General features: G+C 69.7%; 29 protein-coding genes. 15 read left to right on the top strand and 14 right to left on the bottom strand.

Translation table 11 applies throughout. The features are described from left to right. Positions 1-67: 67 nt before the first annotated feature. The 3 genes from ACS5Q7_RS06730 to ACS5Q7_RS06740 form a co-directional block, all read right to left on the bottom strand. Entirely contained in the window at positions 68-442 is a 375-nt protein-coding gene (locus ACS5Q7_RS06730) for a hypothetical protein (protein ID WP_478338649.1), read from the bottom strand. A 226-nt stretch (positions 443-668) separates the two neighbouring features. Next, positions 669-1,022 carry a phasin gene (locus ACS5Q7_RS06735; protein WP_478338650.1) on the bottom strand — a complete coding sequence of 118 codons (354 nt, stop codon included), beginning with the start codon at positions 1,020-1,022 and terminating at the stop codon, positions 669-671. Positions 1,023-1,360: 338 nt separating this feature from the next. Then, positions 1,361-2,602, bottom strand: coding sequence for a glycosyltransferase family 4 protein (locus tag ACS5Q7_RS06740; RefSeq protein ID WP_478338651.1), 1,242 nt, complete (start codon positions 2,600-2,602; stop codon positions 1,361-1,363). A 104-nt stretch (positions 2,603-2,706) separates the two neighbouring features. On the opposite strand from ACS5Q7_RS06740, the gene ACS5Q7_RS06745 reads away from it, so the two are divergent. Continuing rightward, positions 2,707-4,008: a glycosyltransferase family 4 protein gene (locus ACS5Q7_RS06745; protein WP_478338652.1), complete on the top strand. Its 1,302-nt coding sequence runs from the start codon at positions 2,707-2,709 to the stop codon at positions 4,006-4,008. A 49-nt stretch (positions 4,009-4,057) separates the two neighbouring features. Beyond that, a complete protein-coding gene (locus ACS5Q7_RS06750) occupies positions 4,058-4,231 on the top strand; it encodes a hypothetical protein (RefSeq protein WP_478338653.1) in 174 nt (57 codons plus the stop codon). A gap of 39 nt (positions 4,232-4,270) precedes the next feature. On the opposite strand, the gene ACS5Q7_RS06755 is transcribed toward ACS5Q7_RS06750, so the two are convergent. The 4 genes from ACS5Q7_RS06755 to ACS5Q7_RS06770 form a co-directional block, all read right to left on the bottom strand. Further along, complete coding sequence (locus ACS5Q7_RS06755) at positions 4,271-5,953, bottom strand: acyl-CoA dehydrogenase family protein (RefSeq protein ID WP_478338654.1); 1,683 nt, start codon at positions 5,951-5,953, stop codon at positions 4,271-4,273. Between the two features lie 109 nt (positions 5,954-6,062). Further along, complete coding sequence (locus ACS5Q7_RS06760; protein ID WP_478338655.1) at positions 6,063-6,269, bottom strand: hypothetical protein; 207 nt, start codon at positions 6,267-6,269, stop codon at positions 6,063-6,065. Positions 6,270-6,359: 90 nt separating this feature from the next. Further along, the gene (locus ACS5Q7_RS06765) at positions 6,360-7,913 is read right to left on the bottom strand and encodes an FAD-dependent oxidoreductase (RefSeq protein ID WP_478338656.1); all 1,554 of its coding nucleotides are present in this window, start codon (positions 7,911-7,913) and stop codon (positions 6,360-6,362) included. Between the two features lie 86 nt (positions 7,914-7,999). Further along, the gene (locus tag ACS5Q7_RS06770; protein ID WP_478338657.1) at positions 8,000-8,896 is read right to left on the bottom strand and encodes a DMT family transporter; all 897 of its coding nucleotides are present in this window, start codon (positions 8,894-8,896) and stop codon (positions 8,000-8,002) included. A 200-nt stretch (positions 8,897-9,096) separates the two neighbouring features. Between ACS5Q7_RS06770 and ACS5Q7_RS06775 the strand changes: the two genes are divergently transcribed. The 6 genes from ACS5Q7_RS06775 to ACS5Q7_RS06800 all read left to right on the top strand — a co-directional run bounded on the left by ACS5Q7_RS06775 (position 9,097) and on the right by ACS5Q7_RS06800 (position 13,480). Then, on the top strand, positions 9,097-10,035 hold the full coding sequence (locus ACS5Q7_RS06775; protein ID WP_478338658.1) for a YihY/virulence factor BrkB family protein: 939 nt from the start codon (positions 9,097-9,099) through the stop codon (positions 10,033-10,035). 31 nt (positions 10,036-10,066) lie between these two features. Next, entirely contained in the window at positions 10,067-10,936 is an 870-nt protein-coding gene (locus ACS5Q7_RS06780) for a dienelactone hydrolase family protein (protein WP_478338659.1), read from the top strand. A 247-nt stretch (positions 10,937-11,183) separates the two neighbouring features. Continuing rightward, positions 11,184-11,627: a response regulator gene (locus tag ACS5Q7_RS06785; protein WP_478338660.1), complete on the top strand. Its 444-nt coding sequence runs from the start codon at positions 11,184-11,186 to the stop codon at positions 11,625-11,627. A 118-nt stretch (positions 11,628-11,745) separates the two neighbouring features. Continuing rightward, positions 11,746-11,943 carry a hypothetical protein gene (locus tag ACS5Q7_RS06790; protein WP_478338661.1) on the top strand — a complete coding sequence of 66 codons (198 nt, stop codon included), beginning with the start codon at positions 11,746-11,748 and terminating at the stop codon, positions 11,941-11,943. A gap of 98 nt (positions 11,944-12,041) precedes the next feature. Continuing rightward, positions 12,042-13,187, top strand: coding sequence for an alpha/beta hydrolase family protein (locus ACS5Q7_RS06795; protein WP_478338662.1), 1,146 nt, complete (start codon positions 12,042-12,044; stop codon positions 13,185-13,187). 92 nt (positions 13,188-13,279) lie between these two features. Then, on the top strand, positions 13,280-13,480 hold the full coding sequence (locus ACS5Q7_RS06800) for a hypothetical protein (protein ID WP_243958624.1): 201 nt from the start codon (positions 13,280-13,282) through the stop codon (positions 13,478-13,480). 195 nt (positions 13,481-13,675) lie between these two features. Here the strand turns inward: ACS5Q7_RS06800 and ACS5Q7_RS06805 are convergent, their stop codons facing one another. The 7 genes from ACS5Q7_RS06805 to ACS5Q7_RS06835 all read right to left on the bottom strand — a co-directional run bounded on the left by ACS5Q7_RS06805 (position 13,676) and on the right by ACS5Q7_RS06835 (position 19,240). Beyond that, a complete protein-coding gene (locus ACS5Q7_RS06805) occupies positions 13,676-14,674 on the bottom strand; it encodes a YncE family protein (RefSeq protein ID WP_478338663.1) in 999 nt (332 codons plus the stop codon). 53 nt (positions 14,675-14,727) lie between these two features. Continuing rightward, positions 14,728-15,261 (bottom strand): SRPBCC family protein, encoded by a 534-nt coding sequence (locus ACS5Q7_RS06810; protein WP_478338664.1) that lies wholly within the window; start codon positions 15,259-15,261, stop codon positions 14,728-14,730. 21 nt (positions 15,262-15,282) lie between these two features. Next, positions 15,283-15,873 carry a DUF447 domain-containing protein gene (locus ACS5Q7_RS06815; RefSeq protein WP_478338665.1) on the bottom strand — a complete coding sequence of 197 codons (591 nt, stop codon included), beginning with the start codon at positions 15,871-15,873 and terminating at the stop codon, positions 15,283-15,285. Between the two features lie 4 nt (positions 15,874-15,877). Continuing rightward, complete coding sequence (locus ACS5Q7_RS06820) at positions 15,878-17,383, bottom strand: DUF6513 domain-containing protein (RefSeq protein ID WP_478338666.1); 1,506 nt, start codon at positions 17,381-17,383, stop codon at positions 15,878-15,880. Then, the gene (locus ACS5Q7_RS06825; protein WP_478338667.1) at positions 17,380-17,949 is read right to left on the bottom strand and encodes an amino acid kinase family protein; all 570 of its coding nucleotides are present in this window, start codon (positions 17,947-17,949) and stop codon (positions 17,380-17,382) included. Before ACS5Q7_RS06825 ends, ACS5Q7_RS06820 begins: the two co-directional genes overlap by 4 nt. Further along, positions 17,946-18,632, bottom strand: a complete 687-nt coding sequence (locus tag ACS5Q7_RS06830) for a (5-formylfuran-3-yl)methyl phosphate synthase (protein ID WP_478338668.1) — start codon at positions 18,630-18,632, stop codon at positions 17,946-17,948. The genes ACS5Q7_RS06825 and ACS5Q7_RS06830 overlap by 4 nt, the downstream gene beginning before the upstream one ends. Positions 18,633-18,712: 80 nt before the next feature. Next, positions 18,713-19,240 carry a DUF3280 domain-containing protein gene (locus tag ACS5Q7_RS06835; RefSeq protein ID WP_478338669.1) on the bottom strand — a complete coding sequence of 176 codons (528 nt, stop codon included), beginning with the start codon at positions 19,238-19,240 and terminating at the stop codon, positions 18,713-18,715. Between the two features lie 192 nt (positions 19,241-19,432). Here ACS5Q7_RS06835 and ACS5Q7_RS06840 point away from each other — a divergent pair, with 192 nt between their 5' ends. The 7 genes from ACS5Q7_RS06840 (at position 19,433) to ACS5Q7_RS06870 (ending at position 25,006) form a co-directional block, all read left to right on the top strand. Continuing rightward, the gene (locus ACS5Q7_RS06840; RefSeq protein WP_478338670.1) at positions 19,433-20,650 is read left to right on the top strand and encodes an ABC transporter substrate-binding protein; all 1,218 of its coding nucleotides are present in this window, start codon (positions 19,433-19,435) and stop codon (positions 20,648-20,650) included. A gap of 131 nt (positions 20,651-20,781) precedes the next feature. After that, the gene (locus tag ACS5Q7_RS06845) at positions 20,782-21,765 is read left to right on the top strand and encodes a YVTN family beta-propeller repeat protein (protein WP_478338671.1); all 984 of its coding nucleotides are present in this window, start codon (positions 20,782-20,784) and stop codon (positions 21,763-21,765) included. A gap of 159 nt (positions 21,766-21,924) precedes the next feature. Further along, positions 21,925-22,332: a cupredoxin domain-containing protein gene (locus tag ACS5Q7_RS06850; RefSeq protein WP_478338958.1), complete on the top strand. Its 408-nt coding sequence runs from the start codon at positions 21,925-21,927 to the stop codon at positions 22,330-22,332. Further along, positions 22,332-22,577 (top strand): hypothetical protein, encoded by a 246-nt coding sequence (locus ACS5Q7_RS06855; protein WP_478338672.1) that lies wholly within the window; start codon positions 22,332-22,334, stop codon positions 22,575-22,577. Before ACS5Q7_RS06850 ends, ACS5Q7_RS06855 begins: the two co-directional genes overlap by 1 nt. After that, on the top strand, positions 22,574-23,320 hold the full coding sequence (locus tag ACS5Q7_RS06860; protein WP_478338673.1) for an ABC transporter ATP-binding protein: 747 nt from the start codon (positions 22,574-22,576) through the stop codon (positions 23,318-23,320). The genes ACS5Q7_RS06855 and ACS5Q7_RS06860 overlap by 4 nt, the downstream gene beginning before the upstream one ends. A gap of 175 nt (positions 23,321-23,495) precedes the next feature. Further along, positions 23,496-24,383 (top strand): ABC transporter permease, encoded by an 888-nt coding sequence (locus tag ACS5Q7_RS06865; protein WP_478338674.1) that lies wholly within the window; start codon positions 23,496-23,498, stop codon positions 24,381-24,383. Further along, positions 24,380-25,006, top strand: coding sequence for a hypothetical protein (locus tag ACS5Q7_RS06870; RefSeq protein ID WP_478338675.1), 627 nt, complete (start codon positions 24,380-24,382; stop codon positions 25,004-25,006). The genes ACS5Q7_RS06865 and ACS5Q7_RS06870 overlap by 4 nt, the downstream gene beginning before the upstream one ends. Positions 25,007-25,353: the final 347 nt, after the last annotated feature.

Genomic DNA, 25,353 nt, shown 5'->3' on the forward strand with positions numbered 1-25,353 from the left:
GAGGAACGGAAGGGCCGCCCGGGCTTCCCGGGCAGCCTCCAAGGGTGGCTCTCGTCCGCGATGAGCGTCAGCGGGCGTTCACGGTCCGGGTCGCCGAGACGGTCAGCATCCCCCAGCAGGTCAGGGTCGAATCTGCCGCGCGCTGGAATTCGCCGATCTGCAAGCGGACGAAATCGGCCATGGATCTGGCGCCCGCGAGGGCGCGCATGTGCGCGGCGAACGCTTCGCCCTCGCCGATGAAATAGTTCATCACCGTGGTGCCGAAGGATTCGGCGTTGAGCAGCCGGGGCGACGTCGACGCGATGGCGGCGGCCGGAACCGGCATGATTTCGGCGATCGCTTCAACCGGAGCGGGAAGGATCTCGGCGGGCGGATCGATAAATGTGGGGGAGAGGTCCTGGAACGCGGCGGGCGCCTCGAAGGAGGCGGCTTCGGGCTCCACGGGCTCCTGCGCGGCCTCGTTCGGGCTCGGCGCGGCCTCGCTCGGTGCCGGCTCGATAGCGGGCATCTCGGCGGGCTTCGGGGCCTGTCTCTGGTATTTGGGTCGGCGCGGCTTCGACAACGCGTGAGCTCCTCGTCGCGGGCGCCCTCAGCGACATCGCGCCTGCGAGGGCCGGCCGGCGTGGGACGCGCCCCCGAACAGGGAGCGCGCCGTTTCCCTCAAGCGATCAGCGCGCGGCGTTCTGGGCCAGCGAGCCGAACTCCTTCGCCTGCGACTGAAGCGCGGCGAATTGGCTGCGGACGTACTCGGACTGCAGCTCGAAGGCCTCACGCAGGTCGCGGGTGCGGACCAGCTTCTGAGCATGGTCGAACGCGGCGTTGGCGTTGTTCTGCGCGTGGTCGAAACCCTTCGCGATCGCGGAGGTGAAGGTCGACTGGAAGGTATGACCGGCCGTCTGCATCTGCTCGCTGGCCTTGATGGCATTGGCCATCATCGTGCCGACAGCGGTGCGGGCCTGATCCACGCTCTTCTCAGCGAAATCACGCATCTCGTTCGGGATCTCGAAATTCGGGGTCTGCATGGGGGTCTCCAGCCAGATTGACATCAGGCGCGAACGCTCGGTTCCGCCGTTGACGCAACTGATCTATGTTGCGTTGCAATAAAAGTCAATCGGGCCTGATGGAGAAAATATCCTGCCAGTCTGGACGTTCTCGCGCAAGGGATAGGCAGCCGATTTCCTATCGACCATAGACCTCCCGCCTATCCAAAGATCCGCGGATTGAATCCGCCGAGCGGGTTGGGGCGTCTGTTCTAAAGCCTACTGGACAAGGACGATGTGATTACGCGAGCAGCCAAGAAAGATGCAAGCGTGGCGATAGAGACTTGATTGGCAGCGCTCCCAAAACGCGAGTGATTCGGTCAGGCGGCGGCGGAGTGTTTGTGCGGCGCACCACCCGGTTCGCTCAACCGGCGGTAGAGATCGCGCAGCTGCCCGGCGTGGAGATCCAGGCCCATCGGTGAGTCGCGGAAGCGAGCGAGAGCCGCTCGCCCCATGGCTCCCGCGGTGGAATCGTCGCGCAGGGCGGTGAAGGCCGTGGCGAGGGCCTCCCGTTCGGGCGCGACGACGAAGCCGGTCTCGCCGTGGCGCACCTTCTCCGAGGCGCCCGCGCGCGGGGAGGCGACCACCGGCAGGCCGGCGGCCAGGGCTTCGTACACCGTGAGCGGCCCGGTCTCGTGCCAGCGCGAGGGGGCGGCGAGCGCCCGCGCCCGGCCGCGGAGGATATCCCAGACCTCGCCCGGCGCCTTCCAGCCAATCACCTCGGTGCCCGGCCGCGCGCGCAACTCGTCCTCCAGGGGGCCGGAGCCGACGAAGAGGGCGGTCAGCCCGGCGTCCCGGGCGGCCTCGGCCACGAGATCCGCGCCTTTCTCCCGCGTCAGGCGGCCGACATAGGCGATGGCGTCCCCGCGCGCCGGGTCGGCCGGCGGCCCTTGAACGGGGCGGACCGGGTTGTCGATGCGGTGATGCGTCAGCGGCAGATGGCCGAGCATCGCGCCCATCCGCCCGAGGCTGGCATCGCAGACATGGACGACATGAAGCGGACGCCCCGCCAGGGTGCGCGAGAGGAGGCCGGTGCGCGCCACCCGCACCGCCTTGTGCAGGTGGCTGCGCGGATCGCAGGGCGCGGCGAGGCAGGCCCCCGACATCGGGCGCAGGGCGCAGGGCTCGTTTCGGTCGAACCGGTAATGGACGCCGTTCGGGCAGGCGAGGAAGTAATCGTGCAGCGTCGCCACCACCGGGGCGCCGTGACCGAACAGGACCGGCATGATCGCGGGCGACAGGGTCCGGGTCCATTGGTGCAGGTGCAGGCAGGCGACATCCGCCGGCAGCGACGCCAGCGCCCCCCGCAGGGCCTTCGCCGCCGCCCCGTGCCACAGGCCGGTCGTCGCCGCCTTGGCCGCGCCGAGGGACCAGATGTCGGGCAAGCCGAGATCGATCCGCGTGATCGCCGGATGATCGAGGAGAGGATCCGGCGTGCCGGAGATCGCCTGGATGTAGGTCACGCGCGTCCCGGCTTCGGCGAGACCGCGTGCCGATTCCAGGGCGACTTTCTCCGCGCCACCGCTGGCGGTCGCGAATTCTGCGATGATCACGACGTGCATGCGGCGCCTCATTGTCGCGCCGACACTAGTGGTGGCAGGTTTACGCAGGCTCAACTGGTGCTGGTTTACAGACGAGGGATCGTCCCCGCGCAGGGAGTTTCTTCGTGCAGATCGTCCTCGTCGCCGACCATGGCGCCATCAATGGCGGGCAGGCCAAGGTCGCGATCGAGTCGGCGCTCGGACTGGCGGCACGCGGGCACCGGGTCAGCCTGTTCGCGGCGGTCGGGCCGGTGGATTCGAGGCTGGAAGCGGCGGGCGTGCGGGTGGTCTGCCTCGGGCAGGACGACGTCACCACGGCGCGCAACCCGCTCGCCTTCGCGGCGCAGGCGATCTGGAACGGCTACGCGGCCGAGGCGCTGGCCACGGAACTGGCGCGCGACGCGCCGGGCGAGGTGCTGGTCCATGTCCACGCCTTCGCCAAGGCGCTCTCGCCGGCCATCGGCCGGGCTCTGCGCGCGGCGGGGCATCCGTGCCTCTACACGATGCACGAGTTCTTCCTCGTTTGCCCCACGGGCGGCTTCTACGACTATCGCGCCGGGGCGATCTGCCACCGCACGCCGATGTCGGCCTCCTGCATCGCCACGAATTGCGATGCCCGCAGCTACCCGCGCAAGGTCGCGCGGATGGTGCGCCATGTCGGCATGAACCACGTCGCGCGGCTGCCGCAGCTCTTCGACCATGTCGTCACGATCAGCGCCCTCCAGGAGAGCGTCGTGCGACCGCTCCTGCCGGCGGGCACGGCGATGCACCGGGTCGACAACCCCGTCTCGGTCACGCAGCATCCGCCGAAGGAGGGCGCGCCCGGCGATTTCCTGTTCGTCGGCCGCATCTCGACGGAGAAGGGCGCCCCGATCTTCGCCGAGGCCGCCCGCCGGGCTGGGGTGAAGGCGGTCTTCGTCGGCGACGGTCCCGAGCGGGAGGCGCTCGCGTCGCGCTATCCCGAGGCGGTGATGCTGGGCTGGCGCGACCCGGAGGCGGTGGCGGCGATGATGCGCGCGGCCCGTGCCCTGGTCTTCCCGAGCATCTGGTACGAGGGCCAGCCCCTCACGGTCCTGGAAGCGCTCGCCTGCGGCACGCCGGTGATCGTCAGCGATGCCTGTGCCGGCCGCGAGGCGGTGGTGGACGGCGAGACCGGCTACTGGTTCCGGTCCGGCGATCCCGAGGCCCTGGCCGCGCATCTGCGCCGGCTCGCCGACGATGCCCTCGCCCTGCGCATGGGCCGTGCCGCCCATGCCCGCTACTGGACCGCGCCGCTCACCCTCGACGCCCATCTCGACCGATTGACGGGCGTGTACGAGACGGTGCTGCGCGCGTCCGCGTCGCGTCAGCGGGCGGGAAGGAGGCGAGTCGCGGCGGCCCAGAAAGTCGGCGCCTCCCTCGGAAACACCGGCGGCGCCTCGCGTTGATGGGCACCCGCACCCGCCTGGGTGCATCCCACACGCGAGAGGACTCGCAATGGCCGACGACCAGAAGACCCGCGATCAGGCCGGCTTCCAGCAGGACAGCGCCAAGCCGGGCGACAAGCAGAACCCGGACAACAAGCAGGATAAGCTGAACGAGCGTCTCGACGACGCCCTCGAGGAGACCTTCCCGTCGAGCGATCCGGTCTCCGTCAAGATCACGAAGTAAGGCGAACCGGGCGGCCTAGAGCCGCCCGGCTCCTTCCCGTCACGCCGCGTCGAGCAGGCGGCGGGCGATGACCTGGGCCTGGATCTCGGCCGCGCCCTCGAAGATCGAGAGGATGCGGGCGTCGCAGAGGATGCGGCTCACCGGGTATTCCAGGGCGAAGCCGTTGCCGCCGTGGATCTGCAGGGCGTTGTCCGCCGCAGCCCAGGCGACGCGGGCGCCGAGCAGCTTGGACATCCCGGCCTCGAGGTCGCAGCGCTTCCCCTCGTCCTTCTCGCGGGCGGCGAAGTAGGTGAGCTGCCGGGCGATGTTGATCTCCACCGCCATCATCGCGAGCTTGTCGGAGACGCGGGGGAAGTTCACCAGCGCCTTGCCGAACTGCACCCGCTCCTCGGCGTAGCGCAGGCCGACGTCCAATGCCGCCTGGGCCACGCCGATGGCGCGGGCGGCGGTCTGGATGCGAGCCGATTCGAAGGTCTGCATGAGCTGGGTGAAGCCCTTGCCCTCGACCTCGCCGAGAAGGTTCGCCGCCGGAACGGCGAAGTTCTCGAAGGCCAGCTCGTATTCCTTCATGCCCCGGTAGCCGAGCACCTCGATCTCGCCGCCCGACAGGCCCTCGACGGGGAAGGGCTCCTCGTCGGTGCCGCGCGGCTTCTCGGCGATGAGGAGGGAGAGGCCCTTGTGGCCCTTCTCCTCGGGCTTCGTGCGCACCAGCACGGTCATGATGTCGGCGCGGACGGGGTGGGTGATCCAGGTCTTGTTGCCGGTGATCCGCCACGTGTCGCCTTCCTTCACCGCGCGGGTGCGTAGCGAGGCGAGGTCGGAGCCGGTGTTAGGCTCGGTGAAGACGGCGGTGGGCAGGATGTCGCCGCTGGCGATCTTGGGCAGGAAGCGCTGCTTCTGCTCCTCGGTGCCGCCGCACAGGATCAGTTCGGCGGCGATCTCGGAGCGGGTGCCGAGCGAGCCGACGCCGATATAGGCGCGGGACAATTCCTCAGAGACCACGCACATGGCGGCCTTCGGCATACCCATGCCGCCGTATTCCTCGGGGATCGTCAGGCCGAACACGCCGAGTTCGGCCATCTTCTCGATCACCGACATCGGAATGTAGGCGTTCTGCAGGTGCCATTCGTGGGCGTGGTCGGCGACCTCGGCCTTGCCGAAGCGGCGCATCTCGGAGCGGATCGCCTCCATGTCCTCATCGAGGCCGGAGATGCCTACCGTGGCGCTGCCGCTGCCGTCGCGCATCCGGTTGACGAGGGCGGCGCGGTTCTCGGCGGTGTTGCCCTCGGCGATCAGGGTCTCGACCGCCTCGGTGCGGAACTCCGCGACCTCCTTGGCCGACAGGCCGAGGGAGCCGACCGGGCGCACCATCTCGCCCTGGCTCATCGGGATCGCCAAGAACATCTGGTCGAGGTATTCGCCCGCGCCGATGCGCACGAGCAGGTCCTCGGTCTCGCCGAACTGGCCGGATTCGGTCAGGCGCTCGGCGTAGTCGCCGAGTTCGCGCACGGCCTCGGCATAGGTCGCGAGCCAGGCGAGGCCGTGGGCGGCATGCTGCTGGGCTTCGAGCTTGGCGGGGTCGATCTTGCCGTCGGCGCCGATCACGCGGGTGCGGACGCGCCGGATGGCCTCGTCGCTGAGGCGCTTGGCGGCTTGGCCGGCGGCCTTCGTCACCGCCACGGTGTCGAAGGGCTCAGCCTGGATGGCGGGGGAAGCGGACATGGCGTTCTCTCGCGTTTGGCGTCTGTTATGGCGCCCCTTCTAACCGCTTCGGCGCTGACGCCGAAATAGATTCCATTGCCGGACCCTTGAACCAAAGTTCAAGAACCGCTCAGTGCTTCACCTCGCACCGGGTCTTCACATACGCGCCGTCTTCGCCCTTGAAGCCGGAATTGGCGGCGAGAACCGGCCCCTGGATCAGGCATTCCTGCAAGGTGTGCGCCGGGCCGGTGATGACGTCGAGGGCGGTGTCGCGCGAGCAATCCTGGCCCTGCACGGAGGCGGCGCAGATCAGCGCGACGACGATAATCTGATTCATGGCGCGTCCCTGAAGGCGCCGGAGGGGCGCAAGCAGGGAGAAGCCGAGGCGCCTCCGCCCGGTTCCGTGCCGTGCTGACGCAGACCCTTCTCAGGCGGCGTCCCTCGCGAGGCCGGGGAGATCGGCGCCCGACTCGATCTCGGCGGCCGAGGGCAGGCGCCCGAGCCCGAGAAGGTGCAGGAAGGCGGTGAAGGCGCCATTGCGGCCGATGCTGCAGGCGGCGGTGACGCTCTCGCCCGTGACGTAATACGCGATGAAATCGAGCGCGGCCGGATCGCCCTGTAGGATGATCCGGTCGAAGCCCTTGGCGTAGCCGCCGTAATCGAGCCGCTTGTCGCCCTGGTTGCTCCAGAAGAACGGCGCGCCCGCAAATTCCCCGCCGTGGCCGAGAATGGCCTGGGCTACATGCGTCCCATGCTGCTGCGCGAGGCGCCAATGCTCGATTCGCGCGGTCTCGCCGCTCGCCTTCTCCGGGAATGACGCGATGTCGCCCGCGATCCACACGCCCTCCGCGAGCTTCAGATCGCCGCCGACCTTGAGGCCGCCGCTGTCGTCGGGCGCGATGCCCGCGATCAGATCCGTCTCCGGCTTGGCGCCCGCGCCGACGAGGACGATGTCCGCGGGCAGGCGCTTGCCGTCCTCGGTCTCCACCGCCTCGACGCGGCCTTCACCGGCCATTCCAGCGACGGAGCCCTTCACGAAGGTGACGCCGTTGCCGGCGTGGTACTGCTTGAGCGCCGCGCCCACCGCCTCGCCGAAGCGCTTGGCGAAAGGCACGTCTTCGCGCGCCAGCACGGTCACGGAGAGCCCGCGCTTCGTGAGGAAGGCGGCGGCCTCCAGGCCGATGAAGCCCGCGCCCACCACCACGACAGTCTTGCCCTCGCCCGCCGCCTCGCTCACGCGCACCGCGTCATCGAGGCTGCGCAGGGTGAAGACGCCCTCGAGGTCCTTGCCGGGGAAATCCGGCATCGCCGCCCGGCTTCCGGTGGCGACGAGGATCGCCTCGGCCGTCAGCGTCCGCCCATCCTTGAGGCGGACCTCGCGGGCGGCGGGATCGACCTCGCTCACATCCGCCGTCAGTCGCTCGACACCGTTGGCTTCCGTGAAATCGGGCTCGATCAGCACCTTCTCCGGCGGAGTGGGCTTGGCGAGGAACTGCTTCGACAGCTTGGTCCGGTCGTAGGGCGGATGCGCCTCGCGGCCGACCATGGTGATACGGCCATCGTAGCCCTCGCGGCGCAGGGTCTTCACGCAGGCGACGGCCGCCGCACCCGAGCCGACGATCAGCACGGAGTCCACGGCGGCGCCGACTGTCCTCGTCGGCGCCGGCTCCGGCGTGAGGGTCGCGACCGCCTCCGCGCCCTCGATGCGGACGGGGTAGCGCGTCAGGGCATCGAGGGCCGGCGGTTCTTCGAGGCTGCCATCCGCGAGGGCGAAGGCGGCCTTGTGCCAGGGGCAGTAAAGCCGCCCGCCGCAGATCTCGCCCTTCGCGAGCGGCGCGCCGAGATGCGGGCACTTGGCCTGGAACGCCCGCACGCCCGAGGCGTCGCGCACGAACAGCACCTTGTCGTCCCCGGACGCGCCTTCCTTCATGCCTCCCATCGGGATCGCGTCGAGGGCGAGGCGGATCTCGGTTCCGGGCATGGCGGCGTCACTCCTGGCGAGCGCCGTTGCGCCCGGCCGGTCAAGTCGCGGAGCCCGATCCGGTTGCGATCCGCGACGTCGCGCGCCTAGCCCTTGTTCGCCACGGCGACGCCGACGGCCGCCACGGCCATGCCGGCGATCTGCACGAGGGTCAGGGTTTCGCCGAACAGCAGGTAGCCGAGCCCCGCCGAGACCGGCGGCACGAGGAAGAACAGCGAGGCGACGCCCGCCACCGCCCCCCGGCGGATGAGGAACAGGAACAGCAGCACCCCGGTCACGGAATTCACGAGCACCGCCCAGCCGAGGCTGAACCAGAGCGGCCCCACCGCGTCGAACTTCTCCCCGCCGAAGGCCAGCGCCAGCGGGATGGCGCAGGCCGTGCCGCCGAGGAATTGCAGGACCGCGCTCGCGAGAAGATCGCCGCCGCCGCCCGTGCGCTTCTGCCAGAGGGTGCCGAGCGTCAGCGCGACGACGCTGGCGAGCGACACGGCGAGCGCCCCGGGCGGGATGCCGGCCGGATCGGTGGCGCCGAGCTTCGGCGCGAGCACCAGCCCCGCGCCGAGGAAGCCCACGGCGATGCCGGCCGCCCGCCGGCGGCTGACCCTCTCGCCGAGGAGCGGCCCGGCCAGGGAGGCGGTCAGCAACGGCTGGAGGCTTCCGACCAGGGCGGCGATGCCGGCGGGAAGCCCGTGGCTGATCGCGACGAAGGTGCCGGAGAGATAGACGCCCTGCATCAGGAAGCCGGCGACGAGCGGGCCACGCCAGCCCTTCCAACCCGCCGGGAAGCGCGCCCCCGCCGCCAGGGCGATGAGCCCGAGGATGAGGGCGACGCAACCGAACCGGAGGGCGGTGAAGACGAACGGGTCGGCATGGGGCACAGCCCCGCGCGCGACCACGAACCCCGTCGACCAGATCAGGACGAACAGGCCCGGCACCAGGGCGGACGCGACCGGCGAGGGGGAGGGAGGGCGCGACGGGTTCACGGGCGATCGGATGACGCAACGGATCGCCAAGGCCAAGCATGGGCGCGCCGCCACGGCAACATGGATTCGTCACATCGCCGTTGCTTCTACGCGTCACTCCGGCGCGAAAGGCGCCGGGTTCGGCGGCCGGCGTTGACGGGGGGCACCCCTCGCCGCCATCGACGGCACGCTGACTTGACCCACGGGAGCGGACCGGATCTTTGGATAGGCTTCGCAAAGGTCTCGGGCTGGCGGGTCTCGCCGCGCAGCGGTTCGTCGCCCATGACGGCTGGGCCATCGCGAGCCATATCGCGCTCTCGATCCTGACCTCGCTGTTCCCGTTCCTGATCCTGCTCGCGGCGCTGGCGGGCCTGTTCGGCACGGCGTCCCTCGCGGACGAGGCGGGCACGCTGATCTTCGAGGCGTGGCCGCGCGAGATCGCCTCGCCCATCGTTGCCGAGGTCCACCGCGTGCTCACGACGCAGCGCGGCGGCGTGCTCACCCTCGGCGCCCTGTTCGCGCTCTACTTCTCCTCGTCCGGCGTCGAGAGCCTGCGGGTGGGGCTCAACCGCGCCTATGGCCTGCGCGAGAGCCGGCCGTGGTGGCTCACCCGGCTCGAATCCATCGGCTACGTGATCTGCGGCGCCTTCGCGATCCTTGCCTTCGCCCTCCTCGTGGTGCTCGGACCGCTGATCTGGAGTCGGGTGATCCTGGTGGCGCCGGGGCTCGAACCGCTGGGCCTCACGGTGGCCATCGTGCGCATCGCCGTCACGGCGCTGCTGCTGGCCTTCGTGCTGGTCATCGCCCACAAATTCGTCGCGGCCGGACGTCGCAGCATCGTCTCGGTCCTGCCGGGAATCGGCGTGACGCTGCTCCTGTGGTTCCTCGCCGGGCTCGGCTTCGGCTTCTACCTGGAGCGGTTCTCCAACGCCTACGCCTCCACCTATGGCGGCCTCGCCACGGCGATGGTGTTCCTCGTCTTCCTCTACTGGCTCGCCGCGATGTTCCTGTTCGGCGGCGAGATCAACGGCACCGCCATCGCCGCCCGGCGCAGCCATCTTCAGGCGCGGATGCGGGCTCGGCAGGCGGCGGCCCTCGACGCGCAGCGGCAGGCCGAGGATCCCTCCGCCGGTTTGACCGCACCGCCCCGGGCCGGCTAGCCCATTCCCACAAGGACAACCGAGGGTTGATATGCGGGACGAAGACAATGCCGGTCTCGACGGTCTCATCGTGTCACCCCTGTCGCGGCGGGGCTTCGTGATGACGAGCTTGATGAGCGGGCTGACCCTCGCCACGACGCGGGTCGAGGCGCAGGTGATCCACACCGATGCCGAGGGCATCGAGGCCGGCGAGGTCGCGATCCCGGCCGGCGACGGGCCGATGCCCGCCTACCGCGCGGTGCCGAAGGGCGAGGGGCCGTTCCCGATCATCCTCGTGGTCGAGGAGATCTTCGGCGTCCACGAGTACATCAAGGACATCTGCCGCCGCCTGGCCAAGGCCGGGTACTGCGCGGTGGCGCCGGAACTCTACGCCCGCCAGGGCGACCTCTCGAAGATGACCGACGTCAAGCAGATCATCGCAGACGTGATCTCCAAGACCCCGGACGCCCAGTGGATCGGCGATCTCGACGCCACGGTGGCCTGGGCGACCTCGGCCGCCAAGGGCGACGGCCAGCGCCTCGGCGTGATGGGCTGGTGCCGGGGTGGCCGGGCGGTGTGGCTCTACGACGCGCATCGCACCGATCTGAAGGCGGCGGTCGCTTGGTACGGCCCGCTCGGTGGTGATCGCACGGCGATCCAGCCGCGCACCGCAGGGGACGTCGCGGGGGAGATCCACGCGCCGCTCCTCGCCCTCTACGGCGGGGCCGATACCGGCATCCCCGTCGCGTCCGCCGAGGCGGCCCGCGATGCGGCCAAGGCGGCGGGCAAGAGCGTGGAACTGGTCGTCTACCCGGACGCGCCGCACGGCTTCCACGCCGATTACCGGCCGAGCTACCGCAAGGAGGCGGCCGAGGACGGCTGGTCGAAGGCACTCGCCTTCTTCAAGGCGCACGGCGTCTGACGATCCGGAGGGAAGGCGCCACGGCTCCAGCGTCTTTCCCCGGTTCTTTCGACATGATCACTTCTGAACGGCCAAGTTGATCGGATGTTCGACGGCGGCTGTGTTCGGAATGACACTGCCGTTTCCTGTTACCTGTGCGATGTAACGGAAAGGATCTGTGCCTGCGCGGGTCCGGCGGGTGCGGCATCGCTTTAGAGATGAACCGATCGCCGCGTTCGCCGTTCAGACCTAGTGGATTAGCGGCTCGATGAGCGACGCGCGACAGCCTGGACAAAAGCCCGTCATCCTCGTCGTGGAGGACCAGCCCGACGAGCGCTTCCTCGCGGCCACGCTCCTGGAAGATACCGGCTTCACCGTGATTGAGGCCGAGACCGCCGACCGCGCGCTCGCCATCCTCAACGACAGGGCCGAGGAGGTCAGCGTCGTCTTCTCGGACGTGCGCACGCCCGGCCCCATCGGCGGCTTCGAACTCGCCCGCATCATCGGCGTCACCTGGCCCAAGGTGCGCGTGCTGCTCACCTCCGGCGATGCCGGCGACCAGCCGAGCGACCTGCGCGTTTCCGCGACCTTCATCCCCAAGCCCTGGCGGGCCGAGGACATCCTGGCCTGGGTGCAGGAAGCGGCGGGCCAGCCTCCGTCGGCCGGCGGACCCGGCGTGATCGGCTCGGGCAAGGTGCAGCAACAGGCCTGATGGGGCGATCAGCCGGCGAGGCTGAAACTTTCGCCCCGGTCCCGCGTTCGTGGCTCTCCGTCACAGTATGCCGCCGCGCCGCGTCATCAGCGCCGACCCACTCGCCAGATCGCCAGCCATGAACATCGTTGCCGAAAATCATGCCGATACGCTCGGCCGCCGGGGCGGACAGTCCCGGGACGCGCTGGTCGCGGCCGTGATCGGCGAAGGCCTGCGCGAGACCTTCGAGCGGGAGCGGGACGAGTTGCCCGATTCGCTCCTGGTCCTCCTGCGCTCCCTCGACGGCACGCGGTCCGATCGCAACGCGATGACTTGACGAGATCGCCACGCGCTCCATCGCCAAAGACGCCGAATCTGTTATGGGGACAACCACCGGTGCTAACCGGCCTGGACATACCGTCGCCCGAGGCCTTCATGCGTCTTAAAGTCCTTCGCGCAACGTTTGCCGCCGGCCTGCTCGCCGTGGCGAGCGCTGCCCAGGCTGCCAGCCCTCCGGCTCAGCCGAACGAGGGGCCGGGCGGGGCGGGCGACCGCAAGCTCAGCATCACCAAGCGCGCCCTCGGTCGGCCGAGCGCGCCGACCTTCGCCTTCTACGCTGCGAGCCCGGCGCCCGAAGCCGGCCGCCCGGTCGCGGTGTTCCTGCACGGCTGGGGCGCGGTGAACCCGCAGAGCTACGGCGCCTGGATCGATCATTTGGCCCGCCAGGGCTGGCTGGTCCTGTTCCCGCGCTTCCAGGAGGTGAACCGCACCAAGCCCTCGGACGCCCCCGCCACCGCTGCCCAGCTGGTGAAGGCCGCCCTCGGCGAGGTCGCCGGGGACCAGGAGGCCAAGCCCGACCTGTCCCGCGTGGCGATGATCGGCCATCTCGCGGGCGCGCCGCTGGCCATGGATCTCGCTGCCGGCGCCGCGAAGGACGGGCTTCCGGCCCCGAAGCTGATCTTCGCGGCGGTGCCCGGCGGCATCGCCAGCGGGCCGAAGTCGCGCGGCATCCCGCTGGAGGATCTGGAGCGGATTGCCCCCGAGACGCTGATCGTCGCCATGGTGGGCGACAAGGATTCCCGCGCGGCGGACGCGGCCTCCCGCCGCCTCCTGCGCGAGGCGAGCGCGGTGCCGGCCGAGCGCAAGCTGTTCGTGCGTGCCCTCTCGGACGATCACGGCTTCCCGGCCATGACGGCGACCCTCGCCGCCCCGGCCGGCACCGATACGGCCTACGATTCGGGGGCGATCAAGATGCCGCCCGAGCCGAAGGACGCGCCCAAGCCGCCGCCCTTCCGCTGGTCCGCCGAGATGGCGCTGACCGGTGAGCAGCAGACGCTGGTCTCGCAGATCAACCTCGCCCGTGCCGACGCCCTCGATTACCTCGGCTTCTGGAAGACCTTCGACCTCGCCGCGGCCGCCGCCTTCTCCGGCGGGGATGCCACAGCGCTCAAGGCGAACCCGCGCCTAGCCGACATGGAGCGGTGGAGCGACGGCTGGCCGGTGAAGCGCCTCGCCGTCGAAATCCCGAAGCCGACCAAGCCTCCGGCGGTGGCGAACGGGGCCGATTCCGGGCGGCGTTGACGCACCCCTTCCCCTTGGCGCGGGCTTTGCTAAGCTTAGCCGGCATGGCGGCGTGAGCCGGCCATGCGGACCCGCTTCGAAGGGGACGCGCCATGCCGGAATTCGTCGCCACGCTGCTTGCCGCCGCCGCGTTCTGCGTCACGCTGCTTCTGCTCAACGCCGTAACGCGGCTGCTGCTGCAGGCGCATCTCGGCCCTCCCGATTTCGCGGAGAACGGCTTCCTGCAATATGGCGGCGCCCTGGTCGCAGCCCGCGCCACCTACCGGCGGGCGCCGCAGCGCCGGCCGGTCTAGGGCGGCCACCGCTCAGAGTGAGGCGGCTCCAACCCTCTGACCTCATCCTGAGGTGCCCGCGTTAGCGGGCCTCGAAGGAGGGCTCCCGCTTGCCGCGCGATCCCTGGAGCCCTCCTTCGAGGCGGCTTCGCCGCACCTCAGGATGAGGGGGCGATCTGGAGAAGGCTGGCTGAACCAACTCGTTCGAGTGCGGCCCTAGCGCAGGAAGTCGCCGAAGGCCCTCGGCCCGTTGCCGGTGGCGATCTGCGCCACCGCCTTCAGGCTGGCCGCGTCGATCACGCTGAGGCGGTTGTCGCCCCAATCGGCCACGTAGAGGCGTCCCGTCGCCGGGTCGGCGGCGATGCCCTCGGGGTGGTCGCCGACATCGATCTCGGCGAGGGGCTTCAGCGTCGCGAGGTCGAAGGCCGTCACGCTGTCCGCGTATTGGTTGGTGACGAAGCCGCGCCCGTTCAGCAGCGCCACCACGTAGGGGCGCCGCCCCGTGGGCACACGGCCGATTTCCTTGGCCGCCGCGACGTCGATCACCGACACGTCGTCGCTTGTGACGTTCGCCGTGTAGGCGCGCCCGCTCTGCGCATCGAGGGTGATGCCGAACGGATGGTGGCCCACGGGGATCACGGCGATCTCCCGCCGCGCGCCCGCATCCACCACGGAGATCGTGTTCGCCTCGCGGTTGGCGACGTAGAGCCTGCCGCCATCCGGCGCGACGGCGATGCCGGAGGGCGATTGCCCGACCGTGATCTCCCCATCGGGCGCCAGCACGCCGTCTTTTTCGGTGAGGACGAAGATGCGGGCACCGTACCAATCGGCCACGTAGACGTGACCGCCGCGCGGGTCCGCCGCCACGCCGAGGGGGCCGCCGGGAAGCGGGATCTCGGTGAGCACCGTGCCCGCGTCGAGGTCCAGCACGGCGAGGCCGTGCCCCTCGGGCCGCGTGACGTAGGCCCGCTTCCGGTCGGGCGAGAGGGCGATGCCGGCCGGCGCGCCGTCGACGGCGATCCGGCGCAGCACCGTGTTCGAGGCCAGATCCACGACCTCCACCGCGTTGGCGAGTTGCACCGTCACGATGGCCTCCCGCGCCGGCCCGGCCTGGGCCGGCGCGAGGGTCAGGAGCAGTGCCGCGAAGCCGGCCCCTAGTGCAGAGACGCACTCACTCCGTTCATGCGTCTCTGCACTAGCTCCTTGTTTCTGCATCAATTTTTCCAGCCACGGCTGACGCCTTCGTCTGGATCGATGCGCTAGGCGGCTCAAGAGCCCTTCTCGACCTTGTTCTTGAGGTTCTGCAGGCTCGCCTTCACCCAGGCGCTGACGCCCTTCTCGGAGGCTTCGTCGTTCAGGTCCGCCGGCGGATCGTTGTTCATGTAGCCGCGATAGAAGGCCGACTTCCACTCGACCTTCGACTTGGCATCGCCCTCGGGCTCGACGGTGATCGTGCCGGAATAGTCGTTGGCCGGCAGGTCCTTCACGTCGACCTTGTCGATGTAGAACATGAACAGCTTGTCGTCCGGCTTGTACTTGCCGCCGGTCTCGCTGATCGTGTTGCCGTTCTTGAGGGTGAGCGTGCGCTTGGACTTGGCCGGATCGTCGCCCTGGGTCTCGGTCTTGGTGACGTTCTCGAGCCAGTCCGCGTCCTTCCAGTTGCCGACGACCGCCCAGACCTTGTCGGCGGGGGCGTTGATCTCGATGGACTCGGACACCTTGCGCCGCGTCGGGCCGTGCGCCTGGGCCGTGAAGGCCACGAGGGTGGCGAGCGCCGCCGTCGCCAGGGTGATTGTCTTCATCGTTTTGCTCTCCTGCCGCCTTTAGCGGTCCTCCCGGCCGAGGATGCGGGCGTCGGGGCCAAGCGCCGCCGCCACCTTGTCCTCGATCCAACCCCAGGCCTCGCGCTCGCGCGGGCCCGCCGTCTTGGCGATGGCGATGGCGAGATAGGTCATCTCGCCGAGAATTTTAGCGGGCTCCAGCATGTGGAGCCGCGTCGAGAGCACGGCCGCCTCCAGCACGGCGGCCTGCGCCCGGTTGTAGCCGATGAACGCCGCATGCGCCGCCCGGTGGCGGATGCGCCCCCGGTAGCGCGGGCGCTGCGCGTCCTCCTCCACCCCGGCCACCTCGAACTCGGCATGGCCGAAACTGTCCGCCAGCCGCCGGCCGGGGATGGTCTCGCAGGGCTCGGTCGGCCAGTCCCGCCGGCCGGTGACGGCCCCCGCGATCACCCGGATGTCCCGGGGGCTCGAGGCCGCGAAATACGGGCTCGCCTCCAAGTTCTCGATGGTCGGCGAGGGCCGGAACGGGGCGAGCACGTAATCCTCGCCCTCTTGGATCAGCCCGAGCGGCACGAGGTGCAGCGCGCCCGTCGGCGAGAGCGTGGTGACGATGGTCTCGAGGATCAGCGGCATCGGCTCAGCCCTCGTCCGAGGGCACGAGGCACCCGCAGACGATCCGCTCGCCCGCCGCTTCCGGCTCGGGCGCGCGGGCGTCGCGGGTGCCGGGGAACGGCGCGTCGGGGCCGGAATGCTTGGTGTGCCCGGCCTTCTTGAAGGCGGTGGTGTCCTCGCTCGGCCGGTCGGCGGAGGCGCCCCAGTCGAGGGGTTCGTCCTGCACGTAGCGCTTGCCGAGCCGCCACGCCGTCTCGGCCTTGGCGAGTTCGCCGCCGAGGTAGAAGGCGTGCGCCCCGTCGCTCTTCACGTCGAGATCCGGGAAGAAGGCCATCGCGTCGGTGCCGACCCTGTGGATGTCGCGGTTGTAGACGTGGATGCCGTCCTCGGCCACGGCGATCCGGTAGTTCGGGTCGCGGACCTCGGCGGCGGCGGCCGCGATCTCCTCGGGCGTTTGCACGAAGGGGCGCTTGTCGTGAAGTGCCAGAAGCTCCCGGCCGTAGCCCTTGGGTAGGGCGGCGTCGGCCTTGGCGGCGTACATCACCCGGCGGGCGGCGTCGTGCTCCTCCACCGTGCGGCGGGTGTGGTTCGAGACGTGGACGATCAGCACGTTGCCGATCGACAATTCCGAGCACATCCCCATCAGCAGGGCGGTGACGCCGAGGCTGTCCGCCTCGGTGAGCTCGGTGAGGTTGCCGGTGCCCATCATCATCTCGATGTCGGGCCAGCGGGCGCGGGTGTCGCGGTAGCGGGCGACCGACTCGACCAGCCCGTGGTGGATCGGCTCCAGGATCGCGTCGGCGATGAACGGCTTGCCGGCCTTCAGCATCCGCTCGATGGCCCGGTCGAGAGAGGGCAGGTCCTCGGGCCGGGTCGGCACGAGGATCGGCACCGCATCGGTCTCGAAGGCGAGGTCCAGCGTGTCCTCGTTGAGGCTCAGCAGATAGTCGGCCCCGGCCCTGGCCCCCCGCGAAAGCTCGTCGCGGGAGAAGGAATCGACGCTCACCTTCAGCCCGGCGCCCTTCAGGGCCCGCACCGAGGCTTCGAGATGCGGGAAGGGCGTATCCGGCAGGCCGCCGAGGTCGATGACGTCCGCGCCGCGCCGGGCGAGGTCGAGGCCCCGCGCCAGGATCTGCTCCGGCGACATCTTCGAGGCGTCCACGATCTCGGAGAAGATCCGCACGTCGTGCCGGGAGAGGTCGAGGCTGCGGCCGGCGAGGCCGAGCCAGGCCGGCAGGTCCACGATCTCGTCCGGCCCGCGCTCGACCGGCAGGCCGAAATGCTGGGCCAGCGCCTCCGGGTTCGCCCGGCAGCGGCCGGGCAGGACGATGCGCGTCGCGCCGTCCGGGATCGCGACGCGGCGCTTGATGATTTCCTCGGTCATCAGCGCGGCGACCTTCACGCCGGCATCGGCGATGCTCCAGCGGATGCGCGCGGGCAGGCTCGCCGCGATTTTTTCGAGGCGCGGCCGGGCGAGCTTGCCGGTGACGAAGACGATGTGCTCGGACGCGCCCTGCGCGGGGTCGCTCATGCGGCCCTCCTGCCGGGGATCGGGACCGGGCCGCCCGGCCCGTCGATGACGATGGTCCCTCCGAAGCAACGCGCGAAGGCGGGGAAGGCGGCATCTACCAGCCCGAGCCGCGACAGCATGTCGGCATCGCAGCCCGCCGGGGCGTCGGCGGATTTGACGAGGGTGCAGGACGGCGCGCCGAGCCGCGCGGCGAGCCATAGGGCGAGGCTGTCGGAGGTGACGTCCCAGGTCTCGGGGATGTCGGGATGGCCCGCGCGCAGGAGCGCCGGGTCCCAGACGAGGGCGGTCTCGTCGCGCGCCTCGTCCCAGGGCGTGGTGTCGATGGCGAGGCGCGGCTCGATGGCGAGGAACCGCGCGGCGGTGCGGCCCATGGCGTCGAGGGCCAAGCGATGGGCCTCTGCGTCGGAGAAGCCCTCGCGGGCCTGAGCGGCGCGCACGGCGTCGGCGTCGGGGCCGCCGCCGGGCACGATCACGCAGAGCGGGCCTGCGGCGAGGCCCGCCAGCACGGCGCGCAGGCGTGGCACGTCCGCGAGGAGGCTTCCGCCGACCTTGACGACAGCCCTCACGCCGCGTCCTGCGCTTGCGGCCTCAGCGCCCGCACGGCCTCCGCGACGCGCAGCGGGTCGATGCCGTTGGTGCGGTCGAAGCCCCGGCACAGGCCGCCCCGGAAGCCGAGGTAATCCGGCCCGGCGGCCGAGAGGGCGGGGATGTCGCCGATCCTGAGGGAGCCGGCGAGGCCGCAGAGCAGCGCGTTCGCGCGGCAGGCGGCGACGAAGCCGGCCAGCTCCTCCGGCCCGAGGAGGTCCGGCAGGCGCACGCCCGCTTTGCCGGAGGTGTCGATCATCGCCCCGGCGAACCCGGCTCGCACCAGGGCCGGCACGCAATGGGCACCCGGCTCGTCCTCCGCGAACAGCACCGCGATCACCCGCCCCGGCACGGAGCCGGCGATGCGGGACAGGCGGTCGGCATCCTGCCAGAGGTCGCGCGGGATGCCGTGCTTCACCCAGCGGGCGCCGCTGCGGGCCATGGCCGCGAGGCTCTCGGTGGAATCCGCGACCGCGCTCGTCTCGACGCCCTGCTCGGGCAGGCGGGCCATGATCTCGGCCACGATCTCCGGGGCCAGCGCGCCGAGCGCGCCCCGGTCCGGGTCCTTGGCATCGATCAGGTCGGCGCCCGCCAGCAGGGCGGCCTCGGCCTCGGCCGGGTCGCGCACGCTCACGAGGAGCCGGGGGAAGGAAACAGGTGTCACGATGGCGGGCTATCCGGGACCACGCCCCTGGGCTAGCCCAGAGTGCGCCCGAGGGGAACACGTTTCGCGCAAACTCCGGCTCACGGCTTGGCCGGCAGCGGCTCGGCGAGCAGCCGGTTCTTCACCAGCCAGCGCATCCCATGCGCCCAGGTGTTGTCGTCGTCGGCGCGGATCGTCACTTGGCCCCCCCGGATGATCTTGCCGGTCGCGGCCTCGGCGATCGTCACGTTGAGGTTGAAGATCTGGTTGGCGCCGCGCTGGGCGTAGCCCGTCACCGTCAGGTCGGCGCCGAGGCCCTTGGCGATGTCGTCCGCGCAGCCGTTGCACTTGTAGAGCGGCCCCTTCTGATCGACCTCCTTGGCGGCGGGGGCGGTGTCCACCAGCTCCACGCCGGCCTGCGCCTTCAGGGCGTTGCGCAACTCGTCGGTGACGAGGGTGAGCTTCTTCGCGTCCGCCGGGCGGATGCGCGCCCCGTAGGAAGCACCGGGGTCGTTCATCTCGATGGGGAAGACCGCCGCCTTCTCCGTGGCCGCGACGGCAGGCCCCATCCCCGCCGCGAGACCGGCGAGCATCACAGCGAAGGCCACAGGGCGGGGCGTCGGTCGCATCGGGCGTCTCCTCCGGTCGCCGGCCCTGCAGGGGCCGTGTTGTGGGCAATCAATTCGTTCGCTGGGACGTTTTGGCAATGGACGAGAGGCGCAAGACGCCCCAACTCCCGCTACCCAGAGGCGTTTTTCCGCGCGGACATTCTGCGCGGACAGGTTGAGCGCCCCCCGTCATTGCTGATACAGGCCGCGTGCATGCAAGATCGTGCATCTTATTCCGGTCCCGTTGCGGCCCTCCTCGCCCTGGTGCTCGCCGGTCCGGCCCTGGCGCAGGAGCCGGTGACGACACCTGCGCCCGCCACGCTCGAAACGCAGATCGGCCTGATCTACCGGCCGCAGGAGGCACCCGCCTCCTACGATGCCGAGGCCGTGCCGGAAGACGAGGGCGTCGCCGGCGCCCGGATGGGCATCGCCGACGACAACACGACCGGCCGCTTCACCAAGCAGATCTTCAAGCTGGAGGAGCGGGCGCTGTCGGACGCCTCGCCGGACCCGGTGGCGGCGGCGAAGGACCTCGTCGCCAAGGGGATCCGCTACCTCGTGCTGACCCTTCCGGCCGATCAGGTGCTCAAGGTCGCCGATGCGGTGAAGGATTCGGGTGCAGTCGTGTTCAACGCGGGCGCCCCGGACGACCGGCTCCGGGGGGCGGATTGCCGGGCGAACGTGTTCCACGTGGTGCCCTCGCGGGCGATGTTCACCGATGCCCTGGCGCAGTACCTGACGGTGATGCGCTGGCGGAAGGTGTTCCTGATCGTCGGCCCGACCGACGCGGACAAGGCCTATGCCGATTCCATGCGCAACTCGGCGCGGAAGTTCGCCCTGAAGGTCACGGCCGACAAGCCCTGGACCTTCGGCCCGCTCGCCAAGGCGCGGGGCGACACGCCGACCCGCGCCGAGGCGATGGTGTTCACGCGGGGGCTCGACTACGACATGGCCGTGGTCGCGGACGAGGAGGGCGATTGGGGCGATTACGTCCCCTATCGCACCGTCGATCCCCGTCCCGTGGGCGGCACGCAGGGTCTCACACCGACCACATGGTCCCCGGTTCTGGAGACCTGGGGCGCCGCCCAGGCGCAGAACCGCTTCAAGCGGTTGGCCGGGCGGCTGATGCGGCCCCTCGACTACCAAGCCTGGATGGCGGTGCGCACGGTGGGCGATGCGGTGACGGCCAAGAAGGCCAACGACCCGGCCACGGTCACCCCGTTCCTGACCGATCCCGCCTTCGGCCTGCCGGCCTACAAGGGCGTGCAACTGAGCTTCCGCCCCTGGGACCACCAGATGCGGCAGCCGATCATCGTCGTGCAGCCGAAATCCATGGTCTCGGTGGCGCCGGAACAGGGCTTCCTGCACCAGCGCACACCCCTCGACACGCTGGGGATCGACTTGCCCGAAACGACCTGCAAGTTCCAATAGGGCAAGTTCCAGTAGGGCAAGTTCCCGTGAGGCATTTGCCTGCGTCGCCGTCCGGTCTCGCATCCGGCGGCGGAGACACTACAATCCGGTTCGAGAAGCGCCCCGCGAGGGCGCCCCAGGGAGGAGAACGGATGGGCCGCCAGCTTTTGGCAGGATGGGGCAGCGTCGCCCTCGGGCTGTGGTTCGCGTCGAGCGTGCCGGCCTTCGCCTTCACGGCCTACGTGACCAACGAGAAGGGCAACTCGGTCAGCGTCATCGATTCCGCGACCATGGCGGTGACGGCGACGTGGAAGGTCGGCCGGCGCCCGCGCGGCGTCACCCTCTCGAAGGACGGCAAGGAGCTGTTCGTCTGCGCCAGCGACGACGACCGCATCGATGTGCTCGACACGGCGAACGGCAAGGTTCTGCGCTCGCTCCGTTCGGGGCCCGACCCGGAGCAGTTCATCCTCGATAGCTCGGGCAACCCGCTCTACGTCGCCAACGAGGACGACAGCCAAGTCACGATCATCGACATCGAGAAGAACAAGGTGCTCGCCGAGGTGCCGGTGGGTGTCGAGCCGGAGGGGATGGGCCTGTCGCCGGACGGGAAGATCCTCGTCAACACCTCCGAAACGACCAACATGGCCCACTTCATCGACACCAAGACCTTCCAGGTGATCGACAACGTGCTGGTCGACGCGCGCCCGCGCTTCGCGGAATTCACGGCGGACGGAAAATTCCTGTGGGTCTCGGCCGAGGTCGGCGGCACGGTGAGCGTCATCGATGTCGCCTCCCGCCGGGTGGTGAAGAAGATCACCTTCAAGATCCCGAGCGTGAACGACGAGGCGATCCAGCCTGTCGGCATCCGCATCACCAAGGACGGCAGCAAGGCTTTCGTGGCGCTCGGCCCGGCGAACCGCGTCGCGGTGATCGATGCCAAGACCTACGACGTCCAGAAGTACCTGCCGGTCGGCCAGCGGGTGTGGCAGCTCGCCTTCACCCCGGACCAGAAGCAGCTCTTCACCACCAACGGCACCTCGAACGACGTCTCGGTGATCGATGTCGAGGCGGAGAAGGTGGTGAAAAGCATCCCCGTCGGGCTGCTGCCCTGGGGCGTGGCGATCTCGCCGAACTGACTTTTTTTGGGACTTCACTCGCCTGCGATGGATGGGGTGCGGATGCGCGGACTTCGACAATTCCTCAACCAGCTCCGTCATTGCGAGCGGAGCGAAGCAATCCAGCAGCGCCACGGTTGGGAACGTCCCGCTGCCCTGGGTCGCTTCGCTACGCTCGCGATGACGGCGGTGCTGGCGGCGAGTGTCGCGCCGGCCTCGGCCCTCGACCTCACCAAGAAGCGCGAGAACCTGCCCGATCTCGTCCTCGGCAACGATCAGGGCAACGACTTCGTGGTCGAGAACAAGGACATCGAACTTGAATCCGGCAAGGCTTACCGCCTGCGGATCGTCGCCAAGGGCGGGCAGGAATACAAGTTCTACGCGCCGGAGTTCTTCCGCTACATCTGGCTCAACCAGATCGTCATCGAGCACAAGGAGATCCATGGCGGCGGCCCCCCCGATCACCTCGAATTCGATGAGCCCGGCGAGATCGCCATCGAGTTCGTCGCCATCAAGCCCGGCGCCTACAAGTGGGAGGCGCGGGGGCTCGAGGCGAAGGGCATGACCGGCACCCTGACGGTGAAGTGATGAGGGGACCTGCGCTCGTCATCCTCGGCCTGCTGATCGCCACCCCCGCCCTCGCGGCGGACGATGCCTCGTCCTGCGCGGAGGGGATCACGATGATCCGCGACGCCCTGGCGAACAATCCGCCCGAGGCCGCTTTGCCGAAACTGAAGAAGGCGATGAAGAACGCCGAGCGCGAGCAGCGCGAGGGCGAATTCGACGAGTGCCTCGACGCCGTCGCCGATGCCCGCAAGGCGCTCGGGCAATGACGGGCGAGGCGCCCGCCCTGCTCGTCGCGAATGTCGGCCACCGCTTCGGCGCGCGGGCCGCGCTGGACGACGTGTCGATGAATGTCGAGCGCGGCCGGTTCACGGCCCTGCTCGGCCCCAACGGCGCGGGCAAGACCACGCTCTTCTCGGTGGTCACGCGGCTTTACAACAACCAGAGCGGCCGGGTGGCGATCTTCGGCCACGGGCTCGACCGGGAACCGTCGCGGGCGCTCGCCCGCCTCGGCGTGGTGTTCCAGGCGCGCACGCTGGATACCGACCTCACCGTGGAGCAGAACCTGCTCTACCACGCGAGCCTGCACGGCATCCCCCGCAAGGCGGGCAAGGCGCGGATCGGCGACTTGCTCGACCGGGTGGGTCTCGCCGACCGGCGCGGGGACAAGGTGCGCACCCTCTCCGGCGGCCAGTCCCGCCGCATCGAGATCGCCCGGTCGCTCGTCCATCGGCCCGACCTGCTGCTCCTCGACGAGCCCACGGTCGGCCTCGACCTCGAATCGCGGGCGGATATCGTCTCCATTGTCCGGGCGCTGGTGCGCGAGGAGGGCCTGTCGGTCCTCTGGGCGACCCACATCTTCGAGGAGATCCGGCCCGAGGACGACGCGGTGGTTCTGCATCTCGGCCGGATCGTCGCCCGCGGCACGGCCGGCACCATCGCGCAGGGGACCGAGAGCCTGGAGGAAGCCTTCCGCCGGCTGGTGGCCGAGCGCGGGAGGGCGGCGGCGTGAGCGGCCCCCTGCGCGAAGGCGCCGCCCGGTTTTGCCTGCCCTGTCCCGTCTTTGCGAGCGTCAGCGAAGCAATCCAGGGCGGCGGGACGTTGCCGAACCGTGGCGGATCCCTGGATTGCTTCGCTTCGCTCGCAATGACGGGGTGGGGCGACTGGGATAGTCAGGGACGCCGCCGATGAGTTCATCCCCCACGATCGTCGATCTCGGCGCGAAAGCCCGCGCGTCCCGGGGGCAGCTCGGGCGGCTCGATGCGGTCGGCTACCTGATCTGCCTCGGCGGTATCGTCCGCCGGGAGTTGCTGCGCTTCTTCAACCAGAAGGAGCGGTTCTTCTCGGCGCTGGTGCGGCCGCTCGTTTGGCTGTTCATCTTCGCGGCGGGGTTCCGCAACACGCTCGGCGTCTCCATTGAGCCGCCCTACCAGACCTACGTGCTCTACGAGGCTTACGTGGTGCCGGGGCTGGCCGTGATGATCCAGCTGTTCAACGGCATGCAATCCTCCCTCTCGATGGTCTATGACCGCGAGGTCGGGTCGATGAAGGTACTGCTGACCTCGCCCTATCCGCGCTGGATGCTGCTGCTCGCCAAGCTCATCGCGGGCGTCTCGGTGTCGATCGTCCAGGCCTATGCCTTCCTCGCGGTGGCGTATTTCTGGGAGACCGACATCCCGCCGCTCGGCTACCTGACGGCGCTGCCGGCCTTCCTCGCCTCCGGCCTGATGCTCGGCGCCATCGGCCTGTTCCTGTCGTCGCTGGTGCGGCAGCTGGAGAATTTCGCCAGCGTGATGAACTTCGTGATCTTCCCGATGTTCTTCGCCTCGTCTGCCCTCTACCCGCTCTGGCGGATCCGGGAATCGTCCGAGACGCTTTACTGGATCTGCGAGTTGAACCCGTTCACCCACGCCGTGCAGCTCGTGCGCTTCGCGCTGTACGAACAGCTCGAGCCGCTGTCCTGCGCCGTCGTCGTCGGGACCACGCTCGCCTTTTTCGCGATGGCCGTGATCGCCTACGATCCGGGCCGGGGCCTCATGGCCCGGCGCGGCGGACCGGCCGGAGAAGCCTCATGATCAGAACCACCGCTCTCGCCCTCCTGCTCTCGGTGACGGCCGGCGCCGCCCTGGCCCAGCCGAAGACCGATCCGGATTGGCCCTGCGTCCAGCGCAAGGTCGAGAATCTGAGCGCCGGCCAGTTCTGGACCGGCCCCGACATCGCCGCCGCCGGCGATTGGGGCAGCGACAACGATGCCGCCGTGCTGGCGCAGAAGATCGCTTCCCGCCGCACCGACCTGTCGGCGGTCGACCCGCTGCTCGATGCCTTCGCCGCCAAGTTCGGCTCCGACAAGGACGCCAAGGACAAGGCGCTGACCCGCGTCTATGCCGGCGTGTTCGAGGTGCTGAACGGCGAGCGCAGCAAGATCATGAGCGGCATCGCCCGCTACGCCCAGGGCCAGCGCCGCATGGCCGAGCGCATCCGCGACGAGGCCGACAAGGTCAGCCAAGTCAAGGATGCGCCGAGCAACGGCGACGCCACCGAGTTGCCGAAGGACCAGACCGAACTCGAGACCAAGTTCGCCTGGGACCGTCGGATCTTTCAGGAGCGGAGCCAGTCGCTGACATATGTCTGCGAGGTGCCGCAGCTTCTCGAACAGCGGCTCGGCGAACTCGGCAAGCGGATCCAGGCCCGGCTCTAGCAGGCTGCCGGGACCGCTCCTGACCGGTTCGAAGCAGACATCCACCGCAGTGAGCGAGTGCGAGCGAAGCAATCCGGGGACGTGCCATGTTCGGCAGCGGCGCGCCGCCCTGGATCGCTTCGCGATGCTCGCAAGGACTGTAAAAACGGCGCGGTCGAGGAGTCTCATACACGCCGCCAGACTTGCCGAATCTCCCCGGCTAAGCTTGCCATATCTCCCCTAAGTGTTTGATTTGACTTCATAAAACTGTGGCGATGGGGCCACGGGGTGGAGAAGAACCGCAGTATTCGCGGCAAAGTCCCATTCCGTTCACGTCTACGCGATTGCGGTTTGGGGGGCACCTCGAC

The sequence above is a fragment of the Methylobacterium sp. Gmos3 genome, assembly GCF_056430985.1.